At 48.2% G+C, this 26,855-nt stretch carries 26 protein-coding genes; 18 read left to right on the top strand and 8 right to left on the bottom strand.

Going from position 1 to position 26,855, the window contains the following annotated elements; genetic code table 11:
* The 3 genes from PKI34_08220 to PKI34_08230 form a co-directional block, all read right to left on the bottom strand.
* On the bottom strand, positions 1–220 hold a 220-nt coding region (locus PKI34_08220), incomplete at its 3' end, for a hypothetical protein (protein ID HNS17790.1).
* 36 nt (positions 221–256) lie between these two features.
* Positions 257–901 carry a LysE family transporter gene (locus PKI34_08225; protein ID HNS17791.1) on the bottom strand — a complete coding sequence of 215 codons (645 nt, stop codon included), beginning with the start codon at positions 899–901 and terminating at the stop codon, positions 257–259.
* An 11-nt stretch (positions 902–912) separates the two neighbouring features.
* Complete coding sequence (locus tag PKI34_08230; GenBank protein HNS17792.1) at positions 913–2,448, bottom strand: GH3 auxin-responsive promoter family protein; 1,536 nt, start codon at positions 2,446–2,448, stop codon at positions 913–915.
* A 91-nt stretch (positions 2,449–2,539) separates the two neighbouring features.
* Here PKI34_08230 and PKI34_08235 point away from each other — a divergent pair, with 91 nt between their 5' ends.
* Positions 2,540–3,613: an endonuclease/exonuclease/phosphatase family protein gene (locus tag PKI34_08235; GenBank protein ID HNS17793.1), complete on the top strand. Its 1,074-nt coding sequence runs from the start codon at positions 2,540–2,542 to the stop codon at positions 3,611–3,613.
* Here PKI34_08235 and hemW read toward each other — a convergent pair whose 3' ends face one another.
* Both hemW and PKI34_08245 read right to left on the bottom strand, forming a co-directional pair.
* Complete coding sequence (gene hemW / locus PKI34_08240; GenBank protein ID HNS17794.1) at positions 3,614–4,747, bottom strand: radical SAM family heme chaperone HemW; 1,134 nt, start codon at positions 4,745–4,747, stop codon at positions 3,614–3,616.
* Complete coding sequence (locus PKI34_08245; GenBank protein HNS17795.1) at positions 4,747–6,249, bottom strand: HAMP domain-containing sensor histidine kinase; 1,503 nt, start codon at positions 6,247–6,249, stop codon at positions 4,747–4,749. Before PKI34_08245 ends, hemW begins: the two co-directional genes overlap by 1 nt.
* 105 nt (positions 6,250–6,354) lie before the next feature.
* Between PKI34_08245 and PKI34_08250 the strand changes: the two genes are divergently transcribed.
* The 6 genes from PKI34_08250 (at position 6,355) to lipB (ending at position 11,154) form a co-directional block, all read left to right on the top strand.
* A complete protein-coding gene (locus tag PKI34_08250; GenBank protein HNS17796.1) occupies positions 6,355–6,567 on the top strand; it encodes a hypothetical protein in 213 nt (70 codons plus the stop codon).
* Between the two features lie 62 nt (positions 6,568–6,629).
* A complete protein-coding gene (gene menA / locus PKI34_08255; protein ID HNS17797.1) occupies positions 6,630–7,589 on the top strand; it encodes a 1,4-dihydroxy-2-naphthoate octaprenyltransferase in 960 nt (319 codons plus the stop codon).
* Positions 7,586–8,239, top strand: a complete 654-nt coding sequence (locus PKI34_08260; protein ID HNS17798.1) for a type II CAAX endopeptidase family protein — start codon at positions 7,586–7,588, stop codon at positions 8,237–8,239. The genes menA and PKI34_08260 overlap by 4 nt, the downstream gene beginning before the upstream one ends.
* A 21-nt stretch (positions 8,240–8,260) precedes the next feature.
* Entirely contained in the window at positions 8,261–9,286 is a 1,026-nt protein-coding gene (locus PKI34_08265; GenBank protein HNS17799.1) for a GntG family PLP-dependent aldolase, read from the top strand.
* Between the two features lie 213 nt (positions 9,287–9,499).
* Positions 9,500–10,372 (top strand): lipoyl synthase, encoded by an 873-nt coding sequence (gene lipA / locus PKI34_08270; GenBank protein HNS17800.1) that lies wholly within the window; start codon positions 9,500–9,502, stop codon positions 10,370–10,372.
* A gap of 89 nt (positions 10,373–10,461) precedes the next feature.
* A complete protein-coding gene (gene lipB / locus PKI34_08275) occupies positions 10,462–11,154 on the top strand; it encodes a lipoyl(octanoyl) transferase LipB (protein ID HNS17801.1) in 693 nt (230 codons plus the stop codon).
* A 1-nt stretch (position 11,155) separates the two neighbouring features.
* On the opposite strand, the gene recO is transcribed toward lipB, so the two are convergent.
* Together recO and PKI34_08285 are read right to left on the bottom strand one after the other, a co-directional pair.
* Positions 11,156–11,887 (bottom strand): DNA repair protein RecO, encoded by a 732-nt coding sequence (recO, locus tag PKI34_08280; GenBank protein ID HNS17802.1) that lies wholly within the window; start codon positions 11,885–11,887, stop codon positions 11,156–11,158.
* A 39-nt stretch (positions 11,888–11,926) separates the two neighbouring features.
* The gene (locus PKI34_08285; GenBank protein HNS17803.1) at positions 11,927–14,251 is read right to left on the bottom strand and encodes a hypothetical protein; all 2,325 of its coding nucleotides are present in this window, start codon (positions 14,249–14,251) and stop codon (positions 11,927–11,929) included.
* A 178-nt stretch (positions 14,252–14,429) separates the two neighbouring features.
* Here PKI34_08285 and PKI34_08290 point away from each other — a divergent pair, with 178 nt between their 5' ends.
* From PKI34_08290 to PKI34_08305, 4 genes are all read left to right on the top strand, one after another.
* Complete coding sequence (locus PKI34_08290; protein ID HNS17804.1) at positions 14,430–14,645, top strand: DUF4492 domain-containing protein; 216 nt, start codon at positions 14,430–14,432, stop codon at positions 14,643–14,645.
* On the top strand, positions 14,642–16,177 hold the full coding sequence (locus PKI34_08295) for a cytochrome ubiquinol oxidase subunit I (GenBank protein HNS17805.1): 1,536 nt from the start codon (positions 14,642–14,644) through the stop codon (positions 16,175–16,177). Before PKI34_08290 ends, PKI34_08295 begins: the two co-directional genes overlap by 4 nt.
* 11 nt (positions 16,178–16,188) lie before the next feature.
* The gene (locus PKI34_08300; protein ID HNS17806.1) at positions 16,189–17,316 is read left to right on the top strand and encodes a cytochrome d ubiquinol oxidase subunit II; all 1,128 of its coding nucleotides are present in this window, start codon (positions 16,189–16,191) and stop codon (positions 17,314–17,316) included.
* Between the two features lie 173 nt (positions 17,317–17,489).
* On the top strand, positions 17,490–18,098 hold the full coding sequence (locus PKI34_08305; GenBank protein ID HNS17807.1) for a helix-turn-helix domain-containing protein: 609 nt from the start codon (positions 17,490–17,492) through the stop codon (positions 18,096–18,098).
* Positions 18,099–18,111: 13 nt separating this feature from the next.
* On the opposite strand, the gene PKI34_08310 is transcribed toward PKI34_08305, so the two are convergent.
* A complete protein-coding gene (locus tag PKI34_08310; protein ID HNS17808.1) occupies positions 18,112–18,867 on the bottom strand; it encodes a DUF2202 domain-containing protein in 756 nt (251 codons plus the stop codon).
* A 221-nt stretch (positions 18,868–19,088) separates the two neighbouring features.
* Between PKI34_08310 and PKI34_08315 the strand changes: the two genes are divergently transcribed.
* From PKI34_08315 to PKI34_08345, 7 genes are read left to right on the top strand one after another with little or no spacing between them, the layout of a single operon-like run.
* Positions 19,089–19,880 carry a T9SS type A sorting domain-containing protein gene (locus PKI34_08315; protein HNS17809.1) on the top strand — a complete coding sequence of 264 codons (792 nt, stop codon included), beginning with the start codon at positions 19,089–19,091 and terminating at the stop codon, positions 19,878–19,880.
* A 45-nt stretch (positions 19,881–19,925) separates the two neighbouring features.
* Positions 19,926–20,174 carry a PqqD family protein gene (locus PKI34_08320; GenBank protein HNS17810.1) on the top strand — a complete coding sequence of 83 codons (249 nt, stop codon included), beginning with the start codon at positions 19,926–19,928 and terminating at the stop codon, positions 20,172–20,174.
* Positions 20,167–21,213 carry an ATP-grasp domain-containing protein gene (locus PKI34_08325; protein ID HNS17811.1) on the top strand — a complete coding sequence of 349 codons (1,047 nt, stop codon included), beginning with the start codon at positions 20,167–20,169 and terminating at the stop codon, positions 21,211–21,213. Before PKI34_08320 ends, PKI34_08325 begins: the two co-directional genes overlap by 8 nt.
* Positions 21,214–21,272: 59 nt before the next feature.
* Positions 21,273–22,619, top strand: coding sequence for a hypothetical protein (locus tag PKI34_08330; protein ID HNS17812.1), 1,347 nt, complete (start codon positions 21,273–21,275; stop codon positions 22,617–22,619).
* On the top strand, positions 22,616–24,823 hold the full coding sequence (locus PKI34_08335; protein HNS17813.1) for an urea transporter: 2,208 nt from the start codon (positions 22,616–22,618) through the stop codon (positions 24,821–24,823). The genes PKI34_08330 and PKI34_08335 overlap by 4 nt, the downstream gene beginning before the upstream one ends.
* Positions 24,814–26,160, top strand: a complete 1,347-nt coding sequence (locus tag PKI34_08340) for a hypothetical protein (protein ID HNS17814.1) — start codon at positions 24,814–24,816, stop codon at positions 26,158–26,160. The genes PKI34_08335 and PKI34_08340 overlap by 10 nt, the downstream gene beginning before the upstream one ends.
* A complete protein-coding gene (locus tag PKI34_08345) occupies positions 26,157–26,780 on the top strand; it encodes a tetratricopeptide repeat protein (GenBank protein HNS17815.1) in 624 nt (207 codons plus the stop codon). Before PKI34_08340 ends, PKI34_08345 begins: the two co-directional genes overlap by 4 nt.
* The last annotated feature ends 75 nt before the right edge of the window (positions 26,781–26,855 follow it).

The raw sequence follows: 26,855 nt of genomic DNA on the forward strand, positions 1-26,855 counted from the left end.
CAGAAAATGTCATCAATCCTCCCCACCCCTTGTTGTCTTTTTTATTCATCAGTGACAGCCCCAGAATGATGATGCCTCCCAGAAGGATGATCAATCCCATCAAGAATAAGATCTTCTGCGGGGTCTCTTTTGGATAAAAGGTCAGCAGGCCCCCGAACAGGATGAAAACACATCCCAGGATGAAAAGGAACCACCAGTTTTTTGATAAATTTGATTTCATAGGCCACTTTTTATGTTGAATGAATCCGAATTGGGGTCAAAGCCATTCAAGAGAAACTTTAACAATGAGAAAAATGCCAAAAGCAATGAGTGCGATTCCAACGGCGCGGTTGATCCAGAGCTGGGTCCTGGGCCGGATATAGAGACTGATTTTGTTACCGATGAAACTTTTTAGCAAGTCGAGGGAGAAGGTGGTCGCCAGGGTTCCGCTAAAAAATACAAGTGTGTAGATCAATAGTTTTCCTTCCTCAGCCCTGGAAGCGACCCAGCTTATGGCTGTAAACCAGAAGATCAGAAGGAAGGGATTCAGAAAATTAAGGAAGAAACCCTTGAAGATATAGGTCAGCGGGCCGGGTCTTTTGGTGGGGGTTTTGTACTTGGGACTTCGGCGCAGCAGAATCTCCGGTTTTCGGTTGAAGGTCCATAATCCAAATGCGATCAGAATTATTCCCCCGATCATTCCGATATAAATCCGGCTTGATGGGGTAGTGATGATGATACTTGCTCCAAGGTAGCAAATGGTAATGAGGACTGCATCGCTTAAAAGAACGCCCAGTGCGATGAAGAAAGCCATGTTGAAACCTCGCTGCAGGCTTGTCTGGAGGATGGTGATGAAGGATGGCCCGGCCGTAACGGAAATCAGTAACCCAAGTATGACACCCTGAAGAAAGATGTTGAACATTTTCTGTCCAGTTATTTGGTTAAACTATCCAGATAAGCTGCCCATTTCTCTAAGGATTCATTTCGTAACACACGCGGAAATTTATGCTGGGCACCTTCTTTACCACAGATCTTCATCCAGTCGTAAAAAACCCTTGAGGGATGGATCTCCACGATCACATCACGGATGGCAGCTTTGCGTTCAACACGGTAATCATCGTTGAGCACTTTCAGGTATTCATCAATTTTTTTTGCAGCAACTTCCGGACTGATCGCACTATCGGTTCCAAGGTACCATTTATGCGCGAACAGTGACCCGGACTGAATGGGTGTGACGGTGAATTCGCGCACTTCGATCTTGCACTCATCCTCAAGCATCTTGACCGCCCTGTTCATGTTCTCCAGCGAAAGATGCTCTCCGCATATGTTCAGATAATGCTTAGTGCGGCCGGTGATGACAAGCTCGCACCACTCAGCGGAGGTAAACTTGATCGTATCACCGATCACATAACGCCAGGCACCGGCACACGAACTGAGCAACAACACGTACTCGACACCTTCCTTCACCTCTGCTAACGTAAGTGTTTCAGGTTCTGCCTTCAGATTCCCAAGCTCGTCGATGTTCCGGTCGTTGAATGGTATGAATTCATAGAAAAGCCCGTTGTCGGTGACCAGCTGCATCGCATGTGGAGCCGGATAGGACTGATACGCAATGAATCCCTCGCTGGCAAGGTAAGTCTCCATATAGGTCAGTGGGTGGGACAGCAATTTTTCAAAGCCGTTTTTGTAAGGATCAAAGGACACCCCTCCGTGAACAAAGATTGAAAGGCTTGGCCATAGTTCATGGATGGTTTTCAACTGGTAATGCTGGATGATCTTCTCCATCAGGATCTGCAACCACGCGGGTACACCGACAATGACTCCAATATCCCAGTTTATGGCATTTTTGACGATCTCATCCAGTTTGGTGGCCCAATCCTTTTCTTTGGCGATTCGCTTACCGGGCTTGTAAAAATGCTGGAACCAGAAGGGTATCCCACTGGCTGTTATGCCTGAGAGATCTCCCTCATAATAAGTGCCATTATAGTTGAGGTGGGTGCTGCCGCCGAGCATCAGGACCCCCTTGTCGTAAAACTCGGGAGGGAAGTCATAGTGGACCAGCGACAGAAGCTGACGGACACTGGTCTTCCGGATGGCTCTGACCATGTCGTTGGTCACGGGGATGTACTTGCTTGAAGCCTCGGATGTCCCGGAACTCAATGCAAAATATTTCACCCTGCCCGGCCATGTTACATAGGCTTCCCCATTCAGTGCCCGATACCACCAGTGTTTGAAAATCGAATTATAATCCTGGATGGGAATTCTTTCCCTGAATTCATTCACGATATCATCCGACCGAACAATGCTGTTGAAGTCATAGTGTTCACCAAAATGGGTGAACTGGGCCTTTTTCAACAACTTCTTCAGAACCCCTTTCTGTTCTTCATATCGATCCCGGTGCCTGATCTCTTTGGGTAACTTACTCCGTAACTCAATCGTTTTTTTCAGGATAGATCCAAGGATAGGCATGAACCAAAGATTTTAAAGTGGAGTAAAAGTACAAAAATTAATAAAAGGCACAATCGGTCAGAATGATGTAATTTTATACAAAATATGCGACATGGTTGAATGGATAAAAATCGCCCTGTGGATCGTACTGGTCCCTCTGGGCCTGATCATTCTCTATCTGGCAGGTGTCATCATCTGGGGAATGATTACCCTGTATGCCCCACCCCCGGTTGAAAACAGTGCTGTTCCTAAACCCTGCACGGATAACACGCTCCCGGAGGATACACTGACACTGATCACCTGGAATATTGGTTATGGAGGACTTGGAAAAGAGATGGACTTTTTTTATGAAGGCGGTGTAAGGGTCCGGCCGGAACGAGATCTGTATGATCGTTACCGGAAGGGAATTTTGGATCAATTGTACCGCCTGGGGAATATTGATCTGTTTCTTTTTCAGGAAGTTGATCAAAGCGCAAAACGGAGTTATCACGATGACCAGGTGAAACGGATCCAGGGTGTCCTACCCGGATACCACACGCTGTTCGCGTTCAACTACCGGGTCAGGTTTGTGCCTCTGCCATTTTTGCATCCCATGGGTGACGTGCAAAGCGGCCTGTTGACTGCAAGCCGGTTCTGTCCGCAGACAGCCAGTCGGTATGCCTTCCCCCCCGATGAATCCTGGCCCACGCGGTTGTTCATGTTGCAGAGGTGTTTCCTGCTGACAGAACTAACCGTGAATGATCAGCCGTTAACATTGATCAATACGCATCATTCCGCTTACGATGAAACCGGGGAAGCCAAGTCAATGCAGCTCGAGATACTCCGGAAGGAGGCAACGGATGCTTATCAAAAGGGTCACTATGTGATCGCCGGTGGCGACTGGAACCAGAATCCGCCGGATTTCCGCCAGGAAAGGATCACCAGCGGCGATGCCCTGAAAACCATCGATCCCCTTATCCCCGCCGGGCTGATGCCCTCCGGATGGAAATGGGTCTATGATCCCTCCCAGCCCACCAACCGGGACGTCGATAAGCCTTATGCAAAAGGAGCGACCCGCACAACACTCATCGATTTTTTTCTGGTCTCTCCCAATGTGGAAGTGGTTGAAGTGAAGACGGTCCCGGTGCATTTTGAGTTTACCGACCACCAGCCTGTGGTGTTGAAAGTCAGGCTTATCAGGGATTGATCATTCACCCATCAGAAAGAGATCAGAGGTGATGCGGTCGGCAAACAGTTTCCCGGTATGGGTCAGTTTCAGAACATCCTTCTCTGAAATAAGATGTCCTGATTTTATCCAGCCGGCTGCCTGCCCGAGCAGATAGTCATTGTACATTCTGCCGAACCGTTCCAGAACCACCTCAGTGTTGCATCCCCACACCGTACGGAGGGAGGTCATCACATATTCATTGTACTTCTGATCCCGGCTCAGTATCTCCACTTCAATATCAGGTTGACCGTTCCGGATGGATTCAATATAGGTCCTGACATCTACCCGGTTCCATTGCCTGGAAATACCGTTGTACGAATGTGCCGACGGACCCAGTCCCAGGTAAGGTTCACCGGTCCAGTAGCCAATGTTGTGACGTGATTCGTTTTTTTCTTTGCAGAAGTTGGAAATTTCATAATGGGCATATCCATTTTTCCGCATTTCATCACAAAGCAGGTTAAAATGGTCCACCATGGCCTCTTCATCGGGGGAAACGGCTTTTCCTCTGATGATTAGCTTTTCCAGAGATGTTCCGGGCTCAACGGTCAGTGCGTAGGCAGAGATGTGGGGGATATCCAGTGAAAAAGCGATCTGAAGATTTTCAGCCCATTTCTCTCTGGTCAGGGTGGGTATGCCATAGATCAGGTCGACGCTGAGATTGAGAAATCCTTTATCCTGTGCCCGTTTTATGGAATCAAGGGCTACCCTTGCAGAATGGATCCGGTTCAGGAAATGAAGGTCGTCATCAAAGAAGGATTGGATGCCTATGCTTAAACGATTGACTGGCAGGGTGCGGAGGTCGCTCAGGTATTTTCCCGTCAGGTCGTCCGGATTGGCCTCAAGGGTGATCTCTGCGTCATCTGCAATTTGAAAGATACGGTTCAAATCCCCGAAGATCCGTGCCAGGTCTCCGGCCGTCAGAAGGGAAGGCGTCCCCCCGCCGAAATAGACCGTTTGCACAGGTACGGTTGAGAGATAGTTGCTGCGCAGGATGATCTCCTTTGTCAGTGCATCAGTGAAATACTGTTTATGCTGCAACAGGGTTGAGGAATAGAAATTACAGTAATGACATTTCTTCCTGCAGAACGGGATATGAAGGTAGATGCCGGGCATTACCTGTTCAAAACGATGCGAAACGTGGTTCCCTGGTCCACAACGGAGGATTTGACGAAGATCTTTCCATTGTGATAATCCTTGATGATCCGCTTGGAAAGTGTCAGTCCAAGCCCCCAGCCTCTTTTTTTACTGGTGTAGCCCGGTGAGAAGATCGTTTTTTGATGTGACCGGGGAATGCCTTTTCCGGTATCGGTCACATCAACGAACACCCGTTTGATGTCTTCGGAAACCGTGATGCTGATCGAACCATTTCCGCCCATGGCATCAATGGCATTTTTACACAGATTTTCAATGACCCAGCCAAAAAGGTTTGTATTCAGGGGCAGAATGATTTCATGCTCCCGGGGTACATTGATCGTATAGTGTATCTTTTTGGAAGACCTGTTTTTAATGTATTCAATGGCATCATAGATCGCCTCCACAACGTTTTCAGGTGAGAGTTTCGGGGGAGAACCAATTTTGGAGAACCGTTCGGTGATATTTTCAAGCCGGTTCACGTCTTTTTCAATTTCCTGGACGATTTTGTTGTCGAGTTGCTTCAGTTTGAGCAATTCGATCCAGGCGATCATGGAGGAAATGGGCGTGCCGAGCTGATGGGCGGTTTCCTTCGACATACCAACCCATACCTGGTTTTGTTCCGATCTGCGGGCGGTGCTGAACAGTAAATAGGCGATGATCAGAAACAGCCCGATCACACCGAATTGAACATAGGGGTAGTACCGGAGCTGTGTCAGGAGATACGAATCTTTCCAGAAAATAAACCAGGTACCCTGCTCCACAAGGTCGAGCCGGATAGGCTCGTTCTGACTGGCCATTTCGTCAAGGATCTGCCTGACATAATTCGTGTCGGCAATTTTAAGGGAATCAATATTCCCAAATTCCAGCACCCTGGATTTGGTACTGTCGGTGATAATGACAGGGACCGATGCGGAGTTGAGGACCACCTCGGAGATAAACGACCTGACCATATCATCCAGGTAGGACCGAAGCTCTGAATAGGTCTTGGAATCCCTGTAATAAAGATAGCTGACATTCCCGTAAGTACTGACCTTTACAGGTTCATAAAGGGAGAACTCCTCCTTGAGCTTTCCATCCAGGTATTGAATGTCCCCTAACAAAAAATCAACATTTTTTACTCCGAGGATCCGGCCCATACTATCGGTTTGAATGACCGGAATGGTGGTGTTGCCTGCAATGATATCGGAATAGAAGGTCAGTTCTTCTGAGTTTTCTGCATAGATGAGACGCTTCGTGGCCTCGGCAAGCAATTCCACCCTTTTTCGTTCTTCGGCCTTGAGTGACTCAAAAAAATCTTCCGTATAATCCACCAGGCTCACCCGCCGCTGAATGGCATTTGCCCATATCCGGATATTGCTTTTTTCCTCACTTGCAATCTTACTCACCGTGTTATTGGAGTACCAGAGGGAAGCAGCCACGATCACCGCGGCTATCACAAAAAGACTGAGCTTCCAGCGTTTTTTTTGAGTATAGATGTTCAATTCCCTTGAAAACTATAAGATCAGGTCACAAACTTTTATAATTTTGACAAAAATAAGGTAAATCAGATATTTAACTACTGAAGCAACGGTTTTATTGTTCAGGCCATGGCGGAAAAAAAATCCAGAAGTGCTGTCGGATACTATCGTTCCAGAGCTGGTCTGCCACCGGGAACACTGACCTATTATGATCCATCCGGGTCGCCGGAAACCAACATCCACCTTACGATTTACAACAGATCAGATTTTGAGTTTTCGCTTGCTGAAAAGAAAGCGGCGGTTGTGAACAAGGTCGTCTTCAGAATGTTTATTGTTCGTTGATGAAATATGATCCCGTTCCTCTGGTAACAGAGCAACGGCAGAATAAAAAACCGAATTTAAAAATGGATCGACCGGTCAAAATGAATTTCTTTAAAAAATGGCTCATCTGCAGCCGCCCATTTTCTTTTCCGGCAAGCACGATGCCTGTGGTATTTGGTTCAGTAGGCGCTGCAGCCTATGGCGGTAACGCATTCAAACCCGGATTATTCATCCTGTCTCTCCTGGGAATGGTCGTTCTTCATTCGGCTGCCAACATTCTCAGCGATATCAACGATTATAAAAAAGGGCTTGACCGGGTTCCGATACCTGTGAGCGGGGGTGTGGTAAGGGGAATGATTACGCTGAAAGAGGCGCTGGTCGCTTCTGCAATTCTGTTTCTTGCCGGGGCGCTGATCGGTTTCTATCTTGCCTGGAAGAGCGGACCCCTGCTGCTGGCTATTGGGGGACTCGGTCTTCTGGTAGGCATCTTCTATACCCGCGGGGGAAAGATATCCCTGAAATATCACGCGCTGGGTGATCTGGCCGTATTTCTGAACTTCGGCATACTGGGTTCCCTGGGCTCCTGGTATGTCCAGTCCGGCTCATTCTCCTGGATACCCGTAGTGTGGGCCGTTCCCATGGCAATGCACGTGATCGCCATCCTGCACGCCAACAACTGGCGCGACATTGTGTCGGATAAGAAAGGAGATATTACCACGATAGCGTCTTTGCTGGGGGATAATGGATCGCTGCGGTACTATGCCTTTATGATCTTCGGACCTTTTGCCATTGTACTGGGATTGATCTTCGCACCGAGGATCTTACCCGGAGATATCCCGGCCATGCCACTGCCGTTCCTGTTGACCCTGATGGCCCTTCCCCTGGCCGTCAAACTCTGGCACAAAGCCATCCGGCGGAAAGAACCTATTGATCCGCTCGACTTTATAGCCCTGGATGGAGCCACCGCTAAGCTTAACCTGTTGTTTGGCACCCTGTGCACGGTGGCACTGCTGCTCAATGTCGTAATCCTTAATTTAAAATGAAACGGAACTTCCTGCCGCACCACAGATTGGTCTGGATGGTCATTCTTCTGGGTGTGGGAATCTTTGTCCCACTGTTTGTCATTCAGCACATCGGAGGGCTGGATTTCTGGTGGTGGATGAGCCTCAATCTGTTCATTCTTGTTTTGCTCGGTTTTCTACTGGACAGGAACTGGCTTTCTTCCCTGTGCTCAGATTTTTCGAGCCATGTTTCCCGAAAACTGATCATCGCCCTCGCATCGGTTATCGTCCTTTATTTTGTGTTTTATATCGGTAACCTCCTCTCGCGTGCGTGGTTTTCGTTTGCAGGCGATCAGATAACAGGGGTTTATCATTTCAAGGGTGCAACCTCCCCTGCAAGGATCCTCGTTTTGATGGCACTGGTGATCGGCCCTGGGGAAGAACTTTACTGGAGGGGATTTGTACAGCGGCATCTGTCATTCCGGTATGGAAAATGGACCGGGTTCCTCCTGGCGACTTCGCTTTACACGGTGGTCCATCTCGCCACCGGTAATTTCATGCTGGTAATGGCGGCATTGATCTGCGGCCTGTTCTGGGGCTGGCTGTATCATCGATACCATTCCATGGTGATCAACATCCTGTCGCATACGCTCTGGGATATTGCGGTGTTCATCGTGTTACCATTTTCGTAATTTTGCTTTAAAAATTAATCTATGAGGAGTCCGATCGATTTGCGCAGCGACACCGTCACCCGCCCCACGCCGGGCATGCTAAAGGCGATGATGAATGCCAACGTGGGCGATGATGTCTTGGGTGACGACCCGACGGTCATAGCCCTGGAGGAACGGGCAGCCACTCTTTTTGGAAAAGAGGATGCCGTTTATTGTCCTTCCGGCACCATGACGAACCAGATTGCCGTTAAGGTACATACCCGACCCGGCGACGAAGTGATCTGCGATGCCCTTTCCCATGTCTATCATTATGAGGGAGGCGGCCTGATGGCCAACTCGGGCGTGTCGGTCCGGCTGGTGAAAGGCGACAGGGGCCGTTTCACATCAGGGGATGTTCTTGGGAACATCAATCCGGATGATATCCATCATCCCAGAACCAGCCTGGTGATCATCGAGAACACCTGCAACAAAGGAGGCGGAAGCATCTGGGATATCGGGGAGATCCGGCGGATCTACCTTGCCTGCCAGGCTCACGGACTGAAGCTTCATCTCGACGGTGCCCGGATCTTCAATGCGCTGGCCGAAACCGGGGAATCGCCCCTGCAATACGGGCAGCTGTTTGATTCGGTCTCCGTTTGCCTTTCCAAAGGCCTGGGGGCCCCGGTCGGCTCCCTGCTGATCGGGGATAAAGGATTCATCAATCAGACCAGGCGCGTCCGCAAACTTTTCGGCGGTGCCATGCGTCAGTCAGGCTTTCTGGCCGCTGCAGGACTCTATGCGTTCGAACACCATACGGAACGGGTGAAAGAAGATCATCAGAGAGCAAAAGCTCTTGCCCAAACCCTTTCAGGGCTCCCGTATGTAAAAGAAATTTTGCCGGTGGATACCAACATCGTCGTCTTTACCCTTGAGGATACGGTTTCCACAGACACATGCCTGGCGAAACTCAGGGAGGCTGATGTTCTTGCCCTTGACTTCGGCCCTCAGAAAATCCGGATGATCACCCACCTGGATGTTGGCGATGAGGAAATTGATCAGGTGATCAAAGTGGTGAAGAATCTTTTTTGAATAGCGATTACTCATAATCCAGATAGAGATAGAGGTAGAAGTAGAAATTGAAATTAGAAAGGATATCAGAGATATGAGAATCAACAGAAATCTAATATCAACCCTCCTTTGTGATTTCTCCTTCGCCTGCCACCTCTACTTCTATTTGAATAATCGTTAATGGTTATTGTATTATTATTTTTGTGAGTGATTACGCTGATACTTTGACAACCGATGATTCAACATCCTTATTCCAGACGGCCCCCCTGGTTGAAGATCAAACTACCGGCAGGAAAACAGTACGTGCAGGTCAAGGACATTGTCCATCAGCATAAGCTTCATACGATCTGTGAAAGCGGGCACTGCCCGAATATCGCCGATTGTTGGGGAAGGGGCACTGCCACCTTCATGATCCTGGGGGATATCTGTACACGTTCCTGTAAGTTCTGTAATGTGAAGACAGGCCGTCCGTTGCCACCAGAGCCCACCGAACCAATGCAACTTGCTCATTCAGTTCTTCTTATGAATCTGACGCATTGCGTGGTCACCTCTGTCGATCGCGATGACCTTGCGGATAAAGGCGCTGCAGCCTGGGCAGCAACGATCAGGGCAATCAAGGAACTGAATCCCCACACCACCATCGAGGCCCTGATCCCTGATTTCGACGGGGATGCCGGCCGTATCCGGCAGGTGATCCAGAGCGCACCTGAAGTCGTTTCGCACAATATGGAAACGGTCAGACGGCTCACCCCCATGATCCGAAGCCGTGCACAGTACGATGTCAGCCTCAGCGTGCTCCGGATCATCGCTGAATCAGGTGTTGTGGCAAAATCCGGAATCATGGTCGGACTGGGGGAAAGCGAAGAGGAAGTGGCTGAGACCATGGATGAGCTCCTGGCTGCCGGGTGCACCGTACTGACCATCGGGCAGTACCTGCAGCCAACACGGAAACACCTTCCGGTAGCGGCCTATGTCACCCCGGAGCAATTTGAAAAGTACCGTGTTCAGGGCCTGCAGAAGGGCTTTCGCTTTGTGGAAAGCAGCCCCCTGGTACGGTCGTCTTACCGGGCGGAAAGACACGTGTGCCGATATCTGATGAATGATTAACCGATATCAGATATTTGATTTATATCGACAATCCAATCATAAATCAACTATCGGTTAATCGTTCATCAGATATCAAAACAGTTTAATACATGAAAGTAAGATATGAAGACCTCGGCCTGATCTCCTTCAGGGAGGCGTGGGACTACCAGGAAAAGTTGTTCCAGCAGATCATTCGGCAGAAAACGGGTATGGAATCCGTCCCGGAAGAGCGTAAAGCCCTGGCAGGGCACCTTCTTTTTTGCGAGCACCCGCACGTCTATACGCTTGGAAAAAGCGGTGCGGAGAGGAATTTGCTCATCACGGAGGAGATGATGCAAAAAAAAAGAATTTCCTTTTTCCGGATCAACCGCGGCGGAGATATCACCTATCACGGTCCGGGACAACTGGTGGGTTATCCCATCCTTGACCTGGACGCTTTTCATCTGACGATCCGCAGGTACATCCATGTTCTGGAAGAAGCCGTGATCCGGACGCTGGATTTCTATGGCGTGAACGGCGAACGGCTGGAAGGTGCCACTGGAGTTTGGCTTGATCCGCATACCTTTCCACGGAAAATATGCGCCATCGGGGTGCGGGCAAGCCGAAATGTGACCATGCACGGATTTGCATTCAACATCAATACCGACCTCAGTTTTTTTCAGTTCATCAATCCCTGTGGATTTACCAATAAGGGATCAACATCCCTGCAGAAAGAAACAGACATCCCGGGGGATATGATCCAGGTGAAAAAGTTACTGCTTGCCCATCTTGCGGAGCTGATAGGCTTTGTGCCTGTCGAATGATTCAGGAGAATACTTCCCGAAGTATGTGATGCGACTTTATATCCCTGACAAAGGGAGAGTGCATCCCCAAATAAGCAAGGATCCCTTCCAGTAGTTCATTACGGCAAGCCGAAGGAAGCTTCAGCCGGCAAATGGTATCGTAGTCCGTGTGAAGAACCTCAGAAAAGATCCGGGTCAGGGGGGGATCCATATACAGTCCCGGAATCTCCTTGCCGGAATAAAATTCCCCCTCACTCATGTTGAAATACGGATCACGGTCAGAAAAATTGTTTCTGGGTGAAAATCCAAGAAGACGTGCAAGACGTACAAGAAATACCAGGTGGTAGTTTGAAACGGATCCGGTACTCTCATCAAGGTTCACAAGGGAATGATGTATGAAACCAAACAACTCCGGGTTGGCTTCTTCCTCACGGATCGTTTTGTTCAGGATGTCCATCATGAAAATCAGGACTGCGGTTTTCCGGATATCCTGAAGCACAGTTTCATACAGGTGCTCACAGCGGACTTCCCGGATATGCTGGAGGGTGTGCTTCTCATTTTTACTGACGACCATTTCCAGCAGCATTCCGGGTTGAAAAAGCGAATAGGGGATCCTGGCCTTTTTGTTTCTGACCCCTTTGATCATATAGGATTGCAGGCCGTATTTTTCAGTATAGATTCTGGCAACGATACTGCTTTCACCGAACGACACATGGTGGAACACAACTCCCCGGCTATGAATCATTTCAGGCATGGAGGAAGCAGAATTGAATGGGTCAGCCTGACAATTTTGTTAATTAATGAACAAAATTTTTGTCACCATCGTATCGGAACCATCTTCGTTGCTGATGAAGACCAGATAGACACCTGTCCGGACCTTTCTTCCATCGAAATTTCGTCCATACCAGATCGCCTGCCCTCCTTCGATTTCAGGAGCAAACACCAGCGTGCCGCTGATATCTGTGATCTTCACATCCACAACATCGTTACCAAGTCCCCTGATGGCGATGGGTCCGTCGTATCCTTCCCTGACAGGGTTCGGATAGGCATATACGTCCGTAATGACAGGTGGCGGTGGCGTGGCGGTGCTTTTATACGAAATGATCCCTTTGGCTGTTCCGAAAAAGACTTCTCCGTCATCGTTGATCACAATGCTGGTGATGGAGTTGGAAAGCAGCGGACTGTCACTTTCGTCGAAATGGAGAATTTCCCTGGTGCCATCCTCCGACATCAGAAAAACCCCGGCACGGTCGGTCCCGAACCATTTCCGGTTCGCTCCGTCAATGGTGATGCAGGTCACCGTTTCTGTTTCCAGGAGATACTGAACATATCCGTCCTGTTCGACCAGGATACGCTGTGCATCATAGTTCCCACCTGTGAAAACATTTCCGGGAGAATAAATGACCGCCACTCCTTCATCGGATCCGATCCACAGTTCGCCTTCCTGGTCCACGGCAGCACTGAGGATCTTCAAGCCGGGGAGTGCACCATTGCCTGCATTGGAACTCAGCTTTCGCATCTGATCATCAGCCGGCTGATCGAGCGTATGATTGTCGTTGAAGACCAGCAGTCCGTGATCCCTGACCAGTATCCATTTCTGATCTGCACTGTCGATCACGATCTCACCTGCATCAATGCCGGAGGCTGCGGAACCCAGATTAAAAGAAGCCCAGGTTCCATCGTTTTTCTTTACGCAAAGCAGGTTTGCAGCATTCGAGTTCGTGACCCAGAGGTTATGGTCATGATCGAAACAGAGCCCCCCGACATTGATCCTTCCGGTCCCGGTGAACTGCTGAAGGGTGCTGTTTTCATCCGTGTAGATCTCAAAAAGTGCGTTGTTCCTGATCTCGTACACCCCATTGCCCCAGGATCCGATAAAGACCGTTTTGGGATTCGCCGGATCCACTTCCACCACAACCATGTCGCGGGCAGGTTCCAATTCGGGTTGTTTCTTATAATCCAGGTAATCCCAGCTGTTTTCGATAAACCAGTAGACCTCTCCTCTTTTCCAGACATTGCCCCAGGAAGCATCCCTGCCGCCCGGAACAACATACAGGTCTTTCCCCCTAACCGACATGTCAAAAACATTGACCGATTTGGGTCCGTTCGGCCTTATCACATCAGCGCTCCAGCCATTGTTATAAGTCTTCAGCAACCCGTAGTAACGATCAGCCACCCATACAGACCCTTCTTCATCAAGGATGGCATCGTTGGGGGCAATCCAGATATCACTGGGCTGATAGGTAAAATAGATCCTGGTCAGAGCCTGATCATAGACTGCGACATTATAAATATTTGCAAAAAGCAGCTGACCGTAATTGACCTGGATGCTCTTTTTTGTGGAAAAGGAAGGTGAATCGAATCTTTGCCAGCTGGTTCCGTCAAACGTGAAGATTGTATCCGCATCATATTCCTCGTGAACATTATTGGCAAATACTTTTCCGGCAAAGTACTCGATGTGGTTGTAGACGAGATCAGGATGGGGTACATTCATGTCTTTTGTCCATGAATTATAATCCGACAGGTTGGCGCTGTTCAGGGAGGCCCTGTAGATCCCGCTTTCAGTGGCAGCGAAAATATGATTGTTTTCATCAAAAGTGAGATCGGATACGTTGATCTGGCTTCCGTCCGGGCCAATGTAATAGGTATCGGCGATCTCTTCCTTTTCGAGATCCAGCACAACGATCCCGAATCCGCAGGCCAGATAGGCGTACTGATCCCTGAAACAAATACGGTTGATCGTTTTCTTTCCGAGGATCGGCTTGCGGTAAATATCCGAGATGTTGGTGATCGTATTGCCCCTGATCAGATCCATGTTGGTATTGGTATAGGCGATCACCAGTGTTTGAAGGGCGGTGTGGTAATTGATCGTACTGATCCCGATATCGGACAATCCGGTCACCTTGTTCAGCCTCATCAGGCTATTATCCGTTTTGTCAAAATAAAATATGCTGTAAGGTGTGGAGCAATAAATCCGGCTTTCAGCCTCCGTGAGGGAAATACCTTCAAAGTAAGGAAGATGTTCGCGCCATTGTCCGATACCTATTTCCTGAGCAAAGGATGAGTAATTGCCAAGAAAGAAAAAAAAGATCGGAACAAGGGTAGTGAAAAGTTTCATTATCAATGAATTTTGAACTGCAAACATACGAATCTTTACCCTTTGATAAACTGTTTACAATTCGAAATATTGTATGGTTAAGCCTGATAAAGGGGACAAGCGTGCAAATAATCAATAAAATTTTGCCGGAAAAATATTAATATTTATTTTTACGCATATTAATGAATTCATCAGATTTATGTCACTGATCAGGAAGATTTACAGGTTTTATTACGATGGGTTCCACCAGATGACCGTCGGCAAAACCCTCTGGCTAATCATATTCATCAAGCTGTTTATCATGTTTGCTGTATTCAGGTTGTTTTTCTTCCCGGATTTTCTCAACTCAAAATTTCGCTCTGAAAAAGAAAAAGGTGACTATGTCATCGAACAATTAACAACCAAACCTCATTGATTATGGATGCATCACTGGTCGACTGGTCGAGAGCCCAATTTGCGCTTACGGCGATTTACCACTGGCTGTTTGTTCCGCTTACGCTGGGTTTATCATTCATCATTGCCTTCATGGAAACCCTGTACGTGAGAACAGGCAATGAAGAATGGAAGCGGATCACCAAATTCTGGATGACCCTGTTCGGAGTGAACTTTGCCATAGGCGTAGCCACGGGTATCATCCTTGAATTTGAGTTCGGAACCAACTGGAGCAATTACTCCTGGTTTGTGGGCGACATTTTCGGTGCCCCGCTGGCCGTTGAAGGGATCATGGCCTTCTTCCTGGAAAGCACGTTTATAGCGGTCATGTTTTTTGGATGGAACAAGGTGAGCCAGAAGTTTCACCTGGCCTCGACATGGCTGGTGGCGGTCGGGGCAAGCCTGTCGGCCCTCTGGATCCTGGTGGCCAATGCCTGGATGCAGTACCCGGTTGGCATGCGCTTCAATCCCGAAACAGCCCGGAATGAAATGGTGAATTTCTGGGTGGTGCTGTTCTCACCGGTTGCCATCAATAAGTTCCTGCATACGGTGACCTCAGGTTATGTGCTGGCTTCCGTGTTCGTGGTGGGTGTCAGCGCGTGGTTCCTTCTCCGGAACCGGCATCAGCTGCTGGCAAAACGGAGCATCATCATTGCGTCCGTTTTTGGCCTGATCATGTCGTTTTTTCTGATCCTGACCGGTGACGGGTCGGCCCGGCTGCTCGCCCGGCATCAACCCGTGAAATTCGCCGCCATGGAGAACCTCTACGAGGGAACGACCCATGCCCCCCTGGCAGCCGTAGGGATCCTTTCAGGGACCAGAAATGAACACCGGCAGAGGGAATTCCTGCTGAAGATTGAAATACCCAGCCTGTTGTCGCTCATGGCTTTCCACGATGCAAAAGCCTATGTGCCCGGAATAAAGGACCTGATACACGGGAACCCGGAGCGCAGCATCATCTCTGTTGAGGAGAAGATGGCAAAAGGCAGGCTGGCAGTGACCGCACTGAAGAATTTCAAGGAAGCCAAAGAAGAAGGGAACCTGTCCAGGGCCGATTCGGCCAGGGTGATCTTCGAGGAGAACTTTGCCTACTTTGGTTACGGTCACCTGACGGACGTTCATCAAGCCATACCACCAATCTCCCCGACCTTCTACTCCTTCCGAATCATGGTGGTGCTGGGAATGTGGTTTGTGCTCCTTTTTCTTCTGTCCCTTTATTTTGTCCTGCGAAGGAAACAGCCGAAGTGGAGATGGTTGCTGTATGCTGCCGTGTTGAGCATCCCGCTGGCCTACCTGGCATCGGAAATGGGGTGGCTGGTAGCTGAATTCGGCCGCCAGCCCTGGGTGATACAGGATCTGATGCCCACGTCGGTGGCAGTCTCAAGCCTTACGGCAGGCAGCGTGAAGCTGACATTCAGTCTTTTCGCCATTACTTTCACCCTGCTTCTGATCGCCGATATCAAAATTATGACCCGACAGATAAAACTTGGACCTAAAGATGGAGGAACCCTATAATGTTCGGAAACATGTCTCATTTTGCCCTGCAACAGTACTGGTGGATCATCGTGTCCCTGCTGGCTTCGTTCCTCGTTTTCCTGCTCTTTGTGCAGGGAGGGCAAACCCTTGTCTACCGCCTCGGGAAAACCGAAACCGAGCGTTCCCTGATCATTAACGTCCTGGGACGGAAATGGGAGTTCACCTTTACGACACTGGTCACCTTCGGAGGTGCCTTTTTTGCCTCTTTCCCATTGTTCTACAGCACCAGCTTCGGAGGTGCATACTGGGTCTGGATGCTTATTCTTTTCGCTTTCGTCATCCAGGCTGTTTCGTATGAATACCGGAGAAAACCCAATAATTTCCTGGGGCACCGCACCTACGAAACGTTCCTTTTGGTCAACGGCGCCGTTGGAACCATTTTACTGGGTACAGCCGTCTCCACTTTTTTCACGGGATCGCTTTTTTCAGTCAACGAATACAATTTTTCCCGGTGGGAAACGCCTTTTCACGGACTCGAAGCAGCCGTCAACGTTCAGAACCTGTCGCTGGGGCTTGCCGTCTTCTTCCTTTCCCGTGTGCTTGCGGTCCTTTATTTCTTCAGGAATGTCGATCATGCGGAAGTCATTGCCAGAGCACGTAAACAGTTACTCTTCGATGCCATTCCCTTTGTCGTGTTTTTCCTGGTTTTTACAGTAATGCTGCTGCTGAAAGAAGGTTTTGCCGTGGATCCGGTTACGGGTGTCGTCTCGATGGAACCTCATAAATATTTTCATAACCTGATCCAGATGCCGGTGGTCCTGATCCTGTTCCTGGCAGGTGTGTTGATGGTGCTGCTCGGGATCATCCGCCCTGTCCTTCACTTCATAAAATGCCACGATAAAGGCATCTGGGCTGCCGGCATCGGTACGGTTCTGACTGTGTTTTCGCTCTTTCTGGTTGCCGGATTCAACAATACGGCGTATTATCCTTCAACCTACGACCTGCAGAGCTCACTGACCATCCGGAACAGTTCATCGAGCCATTATACCCTTACGGCCATGAGCTATGTTTCCTTACTGGTGCCGTTCGTGCTGGCGTATATCGTTTATACCTGGCGGGCCATCAATAAAAAGAAGATCGATGCCAGCGAACTGGAAAGCGAAAGCCATAAATATTAATCAACGGATAATTAACTCACTATGATAGCACAGATCCTCTGGTTCCTAAGCCTCCCCGTGATCATTTTCATTGCCTACAGGCTGGCACTGGTGGCCATTAAAAGGTTTGAGAAAACCAGGTAACATTTTGCCGGCTGTTTATATGCTAACTTTGCGGAACGATCCCTCCTTCTATGGAAGAGCCGAATACGTCATACGAGCAATCAACCACCCTGCGTTTGAAAAATATGATCTGCCAGTGCTGTATTCGTATGGTCAGGGAGGAACTGGAAAAAATGGGTGTGAAAGTGAATTCCATAGGCCTTGGGGAGGCGGATATCACCTACAATATCGCGGATCCGGGATTTGACCGGATCCGGAAAGCACTGGCAGAAAAAGGGTTTGAACTCATCCACAACAGGGAAGAATTCATCGTTGAACAGATCAAGATCGCTGTGATCGAACTGATCCATTTTTCGAACAACAGCAATTCGATCATCCGGAATTCAGACTACCTGGTGGATAAAATCCAGCTTTCCTATCAGCATCTGTCCAACCTGTTCTCTCAACATGAAAAGATGACACTTGAAAAGTTCATCATCCTGCATAAGATTGAAAAAGTAAAGGAGTTGATCTCCTATGACGAACTGACCCTGAGTGAAATTGCTTATCAGATGGGCTACAGCAGCGTGCAGTACCTTTCAACGCAATTTAAGAATATTACGGGTATGTCGGTGACAGAATACAAAAAGGATCCGGTAAAGAACCGGATCCCGCTGGATGACCTGCTAAAGAAAGAATAAACCGTTGGTTCGCTTACAGGGTATTCATGCACCCGCAACCGCCAAAGCCCGGTTCATGGTCTGAGCCGATGATCTCATCGAAATATTCCTGGCTGATGTACTGGGGAGTGTAGCCAGCACCGCGGAATACAAGGTTCCTGTAAAAAGCACGCATGTGATTTCTTGAACCGCGCTCAAGGTTTTCAAATACCCAGGAAATGTCCAGGTTGTCGATTGACTCCTCGAGCAAATGATGCAGATCGAATATGTCCAGGTCCTCGATGGTCGCACCTGCAGTCAACGCTTCGATCAATGAGTTGTCAGCCAGATCGGTCAACTCATTGTACGCTGCCTGTAAATCCTGATTGACAAATACTCCTGGCTGATGACCTTCGCCCGGATCCGGCAGCTCATATTTTTCGATGAGAAGTTTGACCATCCCGGTGTGTTGCGTTTCACTCTTCGATATGTTATTGAAAATGGGAATGGGGTACAGAGCGTAGGCAAATACATATACATCCCTGGCCAGCAGCTCTTCTTCCCGCATCAGCATTAACGCTTCCACCTCTTCCTCGCTCAATTCTTCAAAAGGAAAATCATCAATGCAGTTGTCGGCGGATTCCATGGGAATGGGCTCAAATAATCCTGTCAGGAGAATGGTTTGTTTCAACTCAGCTGCCGTACGTTCCGGTGTGCTTACATCGGCAGTCTTACTGCAACCCAGGACAGCCAGGCTCATGATGGCCAATCCTGACAAGAAATAACTGAAAAAAGATTTTTTCGTTTTCATGGCATTTTTATTTATATGAATAGCTTTAATTGAATGATGCAAAATTGGCACGGAAATTCTACATCCCTGTTATGGAATTTAAGGAAAGTTTTATGACATTCCGGCCAGATGAGCCATTATAAGTGACAGAATCCCAAAATATTAAAATACCATAACATAATTATGAAATTATGTACATCAGCACCTGTTAAATCAGCGTTATTTTGTAAAAAATTTGACCGATGAAAAGAATCATTATCATTTTATGGACAGGGCTGCTTTTTCATCAGGGCTTTGCTCAGGTAAACCTGGAAACCATTTATCAGGTTTCCGGGGCCCTGGCCCAGCTCGAAACTTCAGGGCCCAAATATTATGTGATGGACTGGACCAATGTTCAATGCAGGATTTACAACATGGACCATTCACTATGGAAAACAGTCACGCTTACGGTACCAACCGGGTACTATCTGTATGACATCCGTTATGTTTCGGAACATCTCTTCAACACGGACGACCTGGTTGAACTGGCTGTCACTTATTACTACTATGAGGAGGCGGGACAATATTATATTTATGGGAGTAAAATCGTCAATGAACTGGGAGAAGAACTGGCCACCATACCGGGGGCTTCTTATTTTCAGGTTTATGACGCCGGTGACCTTGGCCGGAAATTTCTTGCCTATGTTTACGATTACTCTGTGTACCCTTATCCGGTTCAAACCTGGGTGTACGATCTGCCGGGGGAAGGAAATTCCAGTGGCATCATCCATCCGGATCATTCATTTGCCTTGTCAGACCCTTATCCCAATCCGGCAAACTCTTTCGTAAACATAACCTATCATCTGCCTGCTGGTCTGACCAACCCTGAACTTCAGGTAATTGATCTGCAGGGCAGGATCCTAAAAAGCTATCCCATCAGCCGTGAGCGTGAAACCTATCAGTTGGATATCCGTATGTATCCAAAAGGAGTATATTTGTACAGGATAGCTGCAAACTCTTATTTTTCTGAGAGTTTCAGGCTGATCAAACCATAATGGACCGATGATCGTACAAGCTTCAATGCGTCAATTCAAAAGGATATGAAATTAAAGGAAAATATCGCCATCAGTGAGTCAGGTTATCTTTTTAATCCTTCCACCGGAGAGTCATTCATTGTCAATCCCCTGGGCATGGAAGTTCTGCAGCTGGTGAAAAAAGGCAGGTCGTTCGGCGACATATCAAAAGAGATCCTGTCCCATTACAGTGTGGACACCATCACGTTTGAAAAGGACTACAACGATTTTATCCATCAGCTCAGGCAGTATCTTTTAATAGGCAGCGATGAATAAAAGAAGGGCTACAATTGGTATTTCAGGGCTCAATGCCATTGACAGTCCCGGCCCCGGCATGGCCGTGGCCATGGGATTGCGTGAAGCAAAATCAATTGACGCAAGGATCATAGGACTAGCCTATGAATCACTGGAGCCCATGATTTACATGCACGACCTGATCGACAAAACCTATCAGCTTCCTTATCCATCATCCGGGAGCGATATGATCCTTTCAAGACTTGAGTATGTCCAGGAGATGGAACACATGGATGTGATCATCCCGAATTTTGATGCGGAGCTGTATTCTTTCATGAAGATTGAACAGCAGCTGAAAAGGATGGGCATCCATATGTTCCTCCCCACCCTTGAACAGTATGAAGAACGACATAAGGTCAACCTTTCGAAGTTCGGAGAGAAGTACGATATCCTGGTGCCCCATGGTAAAGCGGTCTTTGAGACGAAGGAGGTATTCGACATCAAGTCGGAGTTCACCTTCCCTTTGCTTGTGAAAGGAAAGTGGTACGATGCATATATCGCCTATAATATCGAACAGGTGCTGACCTGTTTCAACAAGATCAGTGCAAAATGGGGTCTGCCGGTGATCCTGCAGAAATTTGTACACGGATCAGAGTATAATGTGACAGGCCTTGGCGATGGTAAAGGAACCACGGTGGCTGCAGTGGCCATGCGCAAGCAGTATATCACGGATAAGGGAAAGGCCTGGGCCGGGATTTCCATTGACGACGCCTACCTGCTCGAACTCACCCGTAAGTTTGTCAGTGCAACGAAGTGGCGCGGCGCTTTTGAGCTGGAGATGATCAAAACCCAGGATAATAAATATTACCTGCTGGAGATCAATCCACGTATCCCCGCCTGGACCTATCTTGCCGTCGGGGTGGGCCAGAACATACCGGAAGCCCTGGTACGGATGGCTCTTGGGATGAAAGTCCTGCCCTATGAAATATATGATGTGGGAAAACTCTTCATCCGGTATTCAAAAGACATGATCGTCGACAGGGAAGAGTTTGAAAAACTTTCGATGACCGGTGAATTGTGATCCCCGCCGGGAGCCATCTGAAAATAATAAGCGATTAAAAGACAGAAATCACTTCAATCATGGAAAAACAACGATATGAACGTCCGATCCTGAAGAAACTGGAAATGGGTATGCCCGGTAAATTTGGCATAGCCGCAAACCTGCCTCCAACGACCCATATTGATGGGATCAGTGTGGATTCACTGGTGGACAGCTATGGGTCACCTGTTTTTATCCTTTCTGAAAAAACCATCAGGTCGGTTTACAGTAAGGCAAAACGTGCGTTTACCACCCGTTACCCCAAGGTACAGTTTGCCTGGTCCTACAAGACCAATTACCTGAATGCAGTTTGCCGGATCTATCATCAGGAGGGTTCCTGGGCGGAGGTCGTTTCGGGATTTGAATACGATAAGGCCCTTGCTAACGGAGTGGAGGGCCAGCACATCATCTTCAACGGGCCTGATAAATCGGCGGTGTACCTCGAAAAAGCCATCCGTAACGATTCCATCCTGCACATTGATCACCTGGATGAATTATATACAATCATTGAGCTGACCGAAAAATGTGCCAAGAAGCCCAAGGTGGCTATCCGTGTGAATATGGATACCGGTATTCAGCCCATGTGGGACAGGTTTGGGTTCAATTATGAGAACGGCCAGGCCTGGGACGCCCTCAACAAGATCATGCATTCCGGGAAACTTGAGCTGGTGGGACTTCATACGCATATCGGCACATTCATCATGAGCCCCCAGGCGTATGGTGTCGCTGCCCAGAAGCTCGCCGATCTTGCCATCGGTATCCGGCAGAAGTATGACCATACCATCAAATACATCGATCTGGGAGGCGGTTTTGCATCGGCCAATACCCTGAAAGGATTCTACTATCCCGGCAGTGATACCAATCCATCCTTCGATGATTATGCGGAAGCCATTACCTCCGCCCTGCTCAACGCTCAGTTTACGCCCGAAAACCTTCCGCTGCTCATCCTTGAGACCGGCAGGGCGCTGATCGATGAAGCAGGTTATCTGCTGGGAACCGTCGTTGCCAATAAAAGACTTTCCACGGGCAAGCGGACAACCATCGTTGATGTTGGCGTCAACCTGCTGTTCACTTCTTTCTGGTACGAACATAAGCTCACCCCTGCGCGTCATTACTCACAGTACACCGAAGCCACCACCGTTTATGGCCCGCTTTGCATGAACATTGACGTCATCAGGGAAAATGTCAATCTTCCGCTGCTGAACAAAGGCGATCACTTTGTCGTTCATCACGTGGGAGCCTATAACATGACCCAGTGGATGCAGTTCATCACCCTGCGTCCAAACATCATATTAATTGACCGGGACGGGAATGCCCATGTGATCCGTGATAACGAAACCCTTGAAAATGTTACCAATATGGAGCACGTTCCCCCGCACCTGAAATGATCCCAGGCCTGAACCATATCAAAGCCCTGTTCCCCAGTTTTATACGAAGCATACTGAATAGCTATGCACAGGTCTTCTTTTCAGATCACCGGATATTTGCCGTGATCCTGATCGTGGTCTCTTTCTTTGATGTTTATGCCGGGATCAGCGGACTGCTGGCCGTGATCCTATCCAACACAGTTGCTTACCTGATTGGGTTTAATGCCACATTCATCAAAAGAGGATATTATGGATTCAACAGCCTGCTGGTAGGCCTGGGACTGGGTATTTACTACCAGCCTTCTGTTGAATTTTATCTGCTGATCTTCTTTACAAGCCTCCTGACACTGATGCTTGCTGTTATGATGGAGGGAGTCATCGGGAAATATTACCTGCCCTACCTGAGCATTCCCTTTTTGTTTGGTATCTGGATGGTCTTGCTGGCTTCCCGTCAGTTTCACGCTCTGAATATCAGTGAACGGGGCATTTATATGCTCAACGAAATGTATGCCCTGGGCGGTCTGAACCTGGTCAAAGTGTACGACTGGTTTGTAAGGCTTGCCCTGCCCAGCTCACTGGAGGTTTATTTCCGGTCACTGGGTGCGATCTTCTTTCAATATCATCTGTTTGCAGGCATGCTGATCGCACTCGGACTGATCATTTATTCACGCATCGCTTTCGTGCTCTCACTGGCTGGGTATTATCTGGCTTATGCATTCTTTCATCTTTTCGGCGGTGATTTTACAGCCCTCAATTATTCCTATATCGGTTTCAACTTTATCCTGACTTCCATTGCCGTCGGGGGATACTTCATCATTCCCTCCCGGTATTCCTACCTGTGGGTGGCACTGCTGACCCCCCTGACCATCATCGTGATCATCAGTGCCGGAACGCTGTTCTCCATCCTTCAGCTCTCCATCTATTCCTTGCCCTTCAACATCATTGTCCTGCTGTTCCTTTATATTCTGAAGTTCAGGGAGAGATACCTGAAATCACCACAGGTTGTGATGGTTCAGCATTTTTCACCGGAAAGGAACCTTTATTCCCACCTGAATTATTTCAGCCGGTTCAATCCTTCGTTGCAGGTGAGCCTGTCACTGCCGGTTTACGGAGAATGGAAGGTAACCCAGGGTCATAAAGGAGAACACACCCATCAGCATGCCTGGCAGCATGCCTGGGATTTTGAAATTGAGGATGATGAAGGTCACACCTTCCATCGGTCAGGAAAAGATCCGGAGGATTATTATGCATACGGCAAACCGGTGATCGCCCCTGCCGACGGATGGGTGGAGGAAATACAGGATGGGATTGACGATAACCCGGTCGGGGAGATCAACACTGTTCACAACTGGGGGAATACGATCGTTCTCCGTCACGCGGATTCTCTGTACACAAAGATCAGCCATCTGAAGAAAGAGTCGCTCAAAGTAAAAGTGGGTGACAAGGTCAAAAAAGGAACCCCGCTTGCACTGTGTGGAAACTCAGGCCGTTCACCAGTTCCGCATGTCCATTTTCAGGTGCAGAATGAACCATACATCGGTGCCCCTACCCTTGATTACCCCCTCAGCAACGTGGTTCACACAGAAGGCAGCCAAACCCGGCTGGCCACCTGGGACGTTCCTGAAAAGGGCGACCTGGTCTCCAACATTGCAAGACACCGGGTACTGGAAAAAGCATTCCATTTCATACCGGGACAAATCCTGCTTCTGAATGTCACTGAACCGGGATCACCAGTTCATCAGGAAGTGCTTGCCGTTAAGGTCGATTCATTGAATAACCGGTATATCCAGTGCGAAAGGACAGGGGCAATGGCTTATTTTAAGGACGACGACTCGGTTTTCTATTTTACAGGGTACCAGGGCTCTAAACGTACGGTCCTCTATTATTTTTTCCTGGCCCATTTTAAAGTGATAAAAGGATTCTACCAAAACATGACCATTGAGGACGCCTTGCCTGCGGACCTCTTCCATAACCGTTTCCTCCTTTTTCTTCAGGATTTGATCGCCCCCTTCTGGATCTTCATCCGGTCTGTTTACAGGATGACGTATACCGGTATCGAGGATCAGTTATCCAGCCCGGTCATCCTCCTGCAGGCTTCCTGCGAAACCCGGATGTTCAACTCCGTTTCCAAAAATATCCGGTTTGAGATACGCGTTGGGGAAAAAGGGGTCCTGGAATTCAATGTAATAAAGGATCATTACATCACGGAGGTAAAATGCACCTGAAAATTTACATCCTATCAGGTCTGATGTTATGGTCTACCTTTCTTTACGCAGAAGATAACCCGGATTTTTTGGAGGTGGACTCAACCACATATGGTCTGTACCTCCGTGAACAATGGGTCGAACTGATCGACGCCGGAAATGACTATTTACGTTTAGGATATGATTATTATTACCTTCGGATGCGCATGGGAATAGCCCATTATGAACTGAATAATTTCATCAGAGCGGTTGACCATTTCACCGTGGCCCTGAAGCACAATGAAGAAGATCCTGCAGCACTCACCTATATCTATTATTCCTTTATCCAGCTGAACAGAAGGGATGCGGCCGATCGTACACTTGGTCAGCTGCCTGAAGAAGATGCAACGAAAATACGTTCCGGCAAAAGGAATGTCCTGGATATGGTGTATGTTGAATCAGGCCCTTTGATCAGTTCCGGGAAGGAGATCAACGGCCATATGGACCTGGATGGCGTTGACAACATTTACGGTGAGATCGACCATTTAATTCGCGATTCCTGGTACAATGGGATTGGTTTTCTGGCCAGAGTTGCTCCTTTCATGCGGTTGCAGGTAAGTTATTTGAATCTGTTCCAGGGAAGGACAGCGCAGGTAATGGCCGGTGATTCACTCCTTTTTGATGAGGATCATTCGCTTCAGCAACACCAGTTCTACATCAGCCCCTCACTGCGATTTGGTAAAGGATTTTCGCTGGTGCCGGCTTTCCATTATCTTGGCATTACCTATGACCAGCTCCATGCTCAGTACGATCAGAAAACGAAAAGTTACCTATTCGATATGGATACCGTTCACCAGAAGGATTACCTGGTTTCCCTCAGCCTGAACAAGGACCTTTCACCGGTGAGCCTGACCCTCACGGGAACCTATGCAAAGCTGAACCAGTACGATCATTACCAGGCAGAAGTTGCCCTTACCTTTTATCCAAAAGGGAACCTCGATATATATTCCCAGACAGTTGGCCGGTTCATTTATGGAAGGGAAGACCATTTTCTTTTCGCCGAAACCGCCGGACTGAAATTGATGAAAGGATGGTGGCTGGAGGCATCGGCCACATTTGGCGAAGCTGCGGAGTTTTTTGAAAAAAATGGTTATGTTGTGTACAATTTACCGGAAGATCTCCTATTGAAATGGGGTATGCAGACCTATTATCAAATCAATGACCACCTGCAGGTCAGCCTGAAATATGAAAATCTTTACCGGGAAAGCCTTTTTCTGCGCTATTTTTATGAAGAGAACTCCGGGCAATATCTTCGTGAATACAAACCGTTTACATATCATCAACATTTTATAATAGGAAGTTTAAAATGGTTCTTATGAAAAACATTCGCTTAAGCTTACAGATGATCCTACTGTTGATCCTGCCAGTATCCCTGATCCGGGCACAGGATTACCCCGCCATGCAACAGGCCTTTGGCGTGAGTTACAGCTATGAAAGCAAGGGGGAATACACCAAAGCCATCGATGAGCTCAAAAAGTTCTATCGGGAGGATTCCTATGAAATTAATGTTCGGTTAGGCTGGTTGTCGTATTTATCAGGTGCGTTCACTGAATCCGCGGCATATTACGAAAGAGCCATCACCCTGATGCCCATGTCCGTCGAAGCCCGAATGGGTTATGCCCTTCCCTCTTCAGCCATGGGGAACTGGAACCTGGTCATCAAACGATACGAAGAGATCCTGGCCATCGATCCGAATCACTCGGTGACGAATTATCGTTTGGCTTCCATTTATTATAACCGGAAAGATTACCAGAAAGCTTTTTCCTATCTTGAGAAAATTGCGAATCATTACCCTTTTGATTACGATATTGCCATCCTTTACGCCTGGACCAATTTTCAACTCGGAAAACTCCGGGAGGCCAAAGTTCTTTTCAACAAAGCTTTGTTGATCAGGCCACTGGATGGATCTGCGCAGGAAGGATTAAAACTGATCCAATGATGTGATCGCATTGTCTTTTTTATGGAATGGTTTTTGTAAGATTCTGACATAGGTTTTGATGTTTGATTTTAGTTT

The organism is Bacteroidales bacterium (assembly GCA_035342335.1).
GTDB lineage: Bacteria > Bacteroidota > Bacteroidia > Bacteroidales > JAGONC01 > JAGONC01.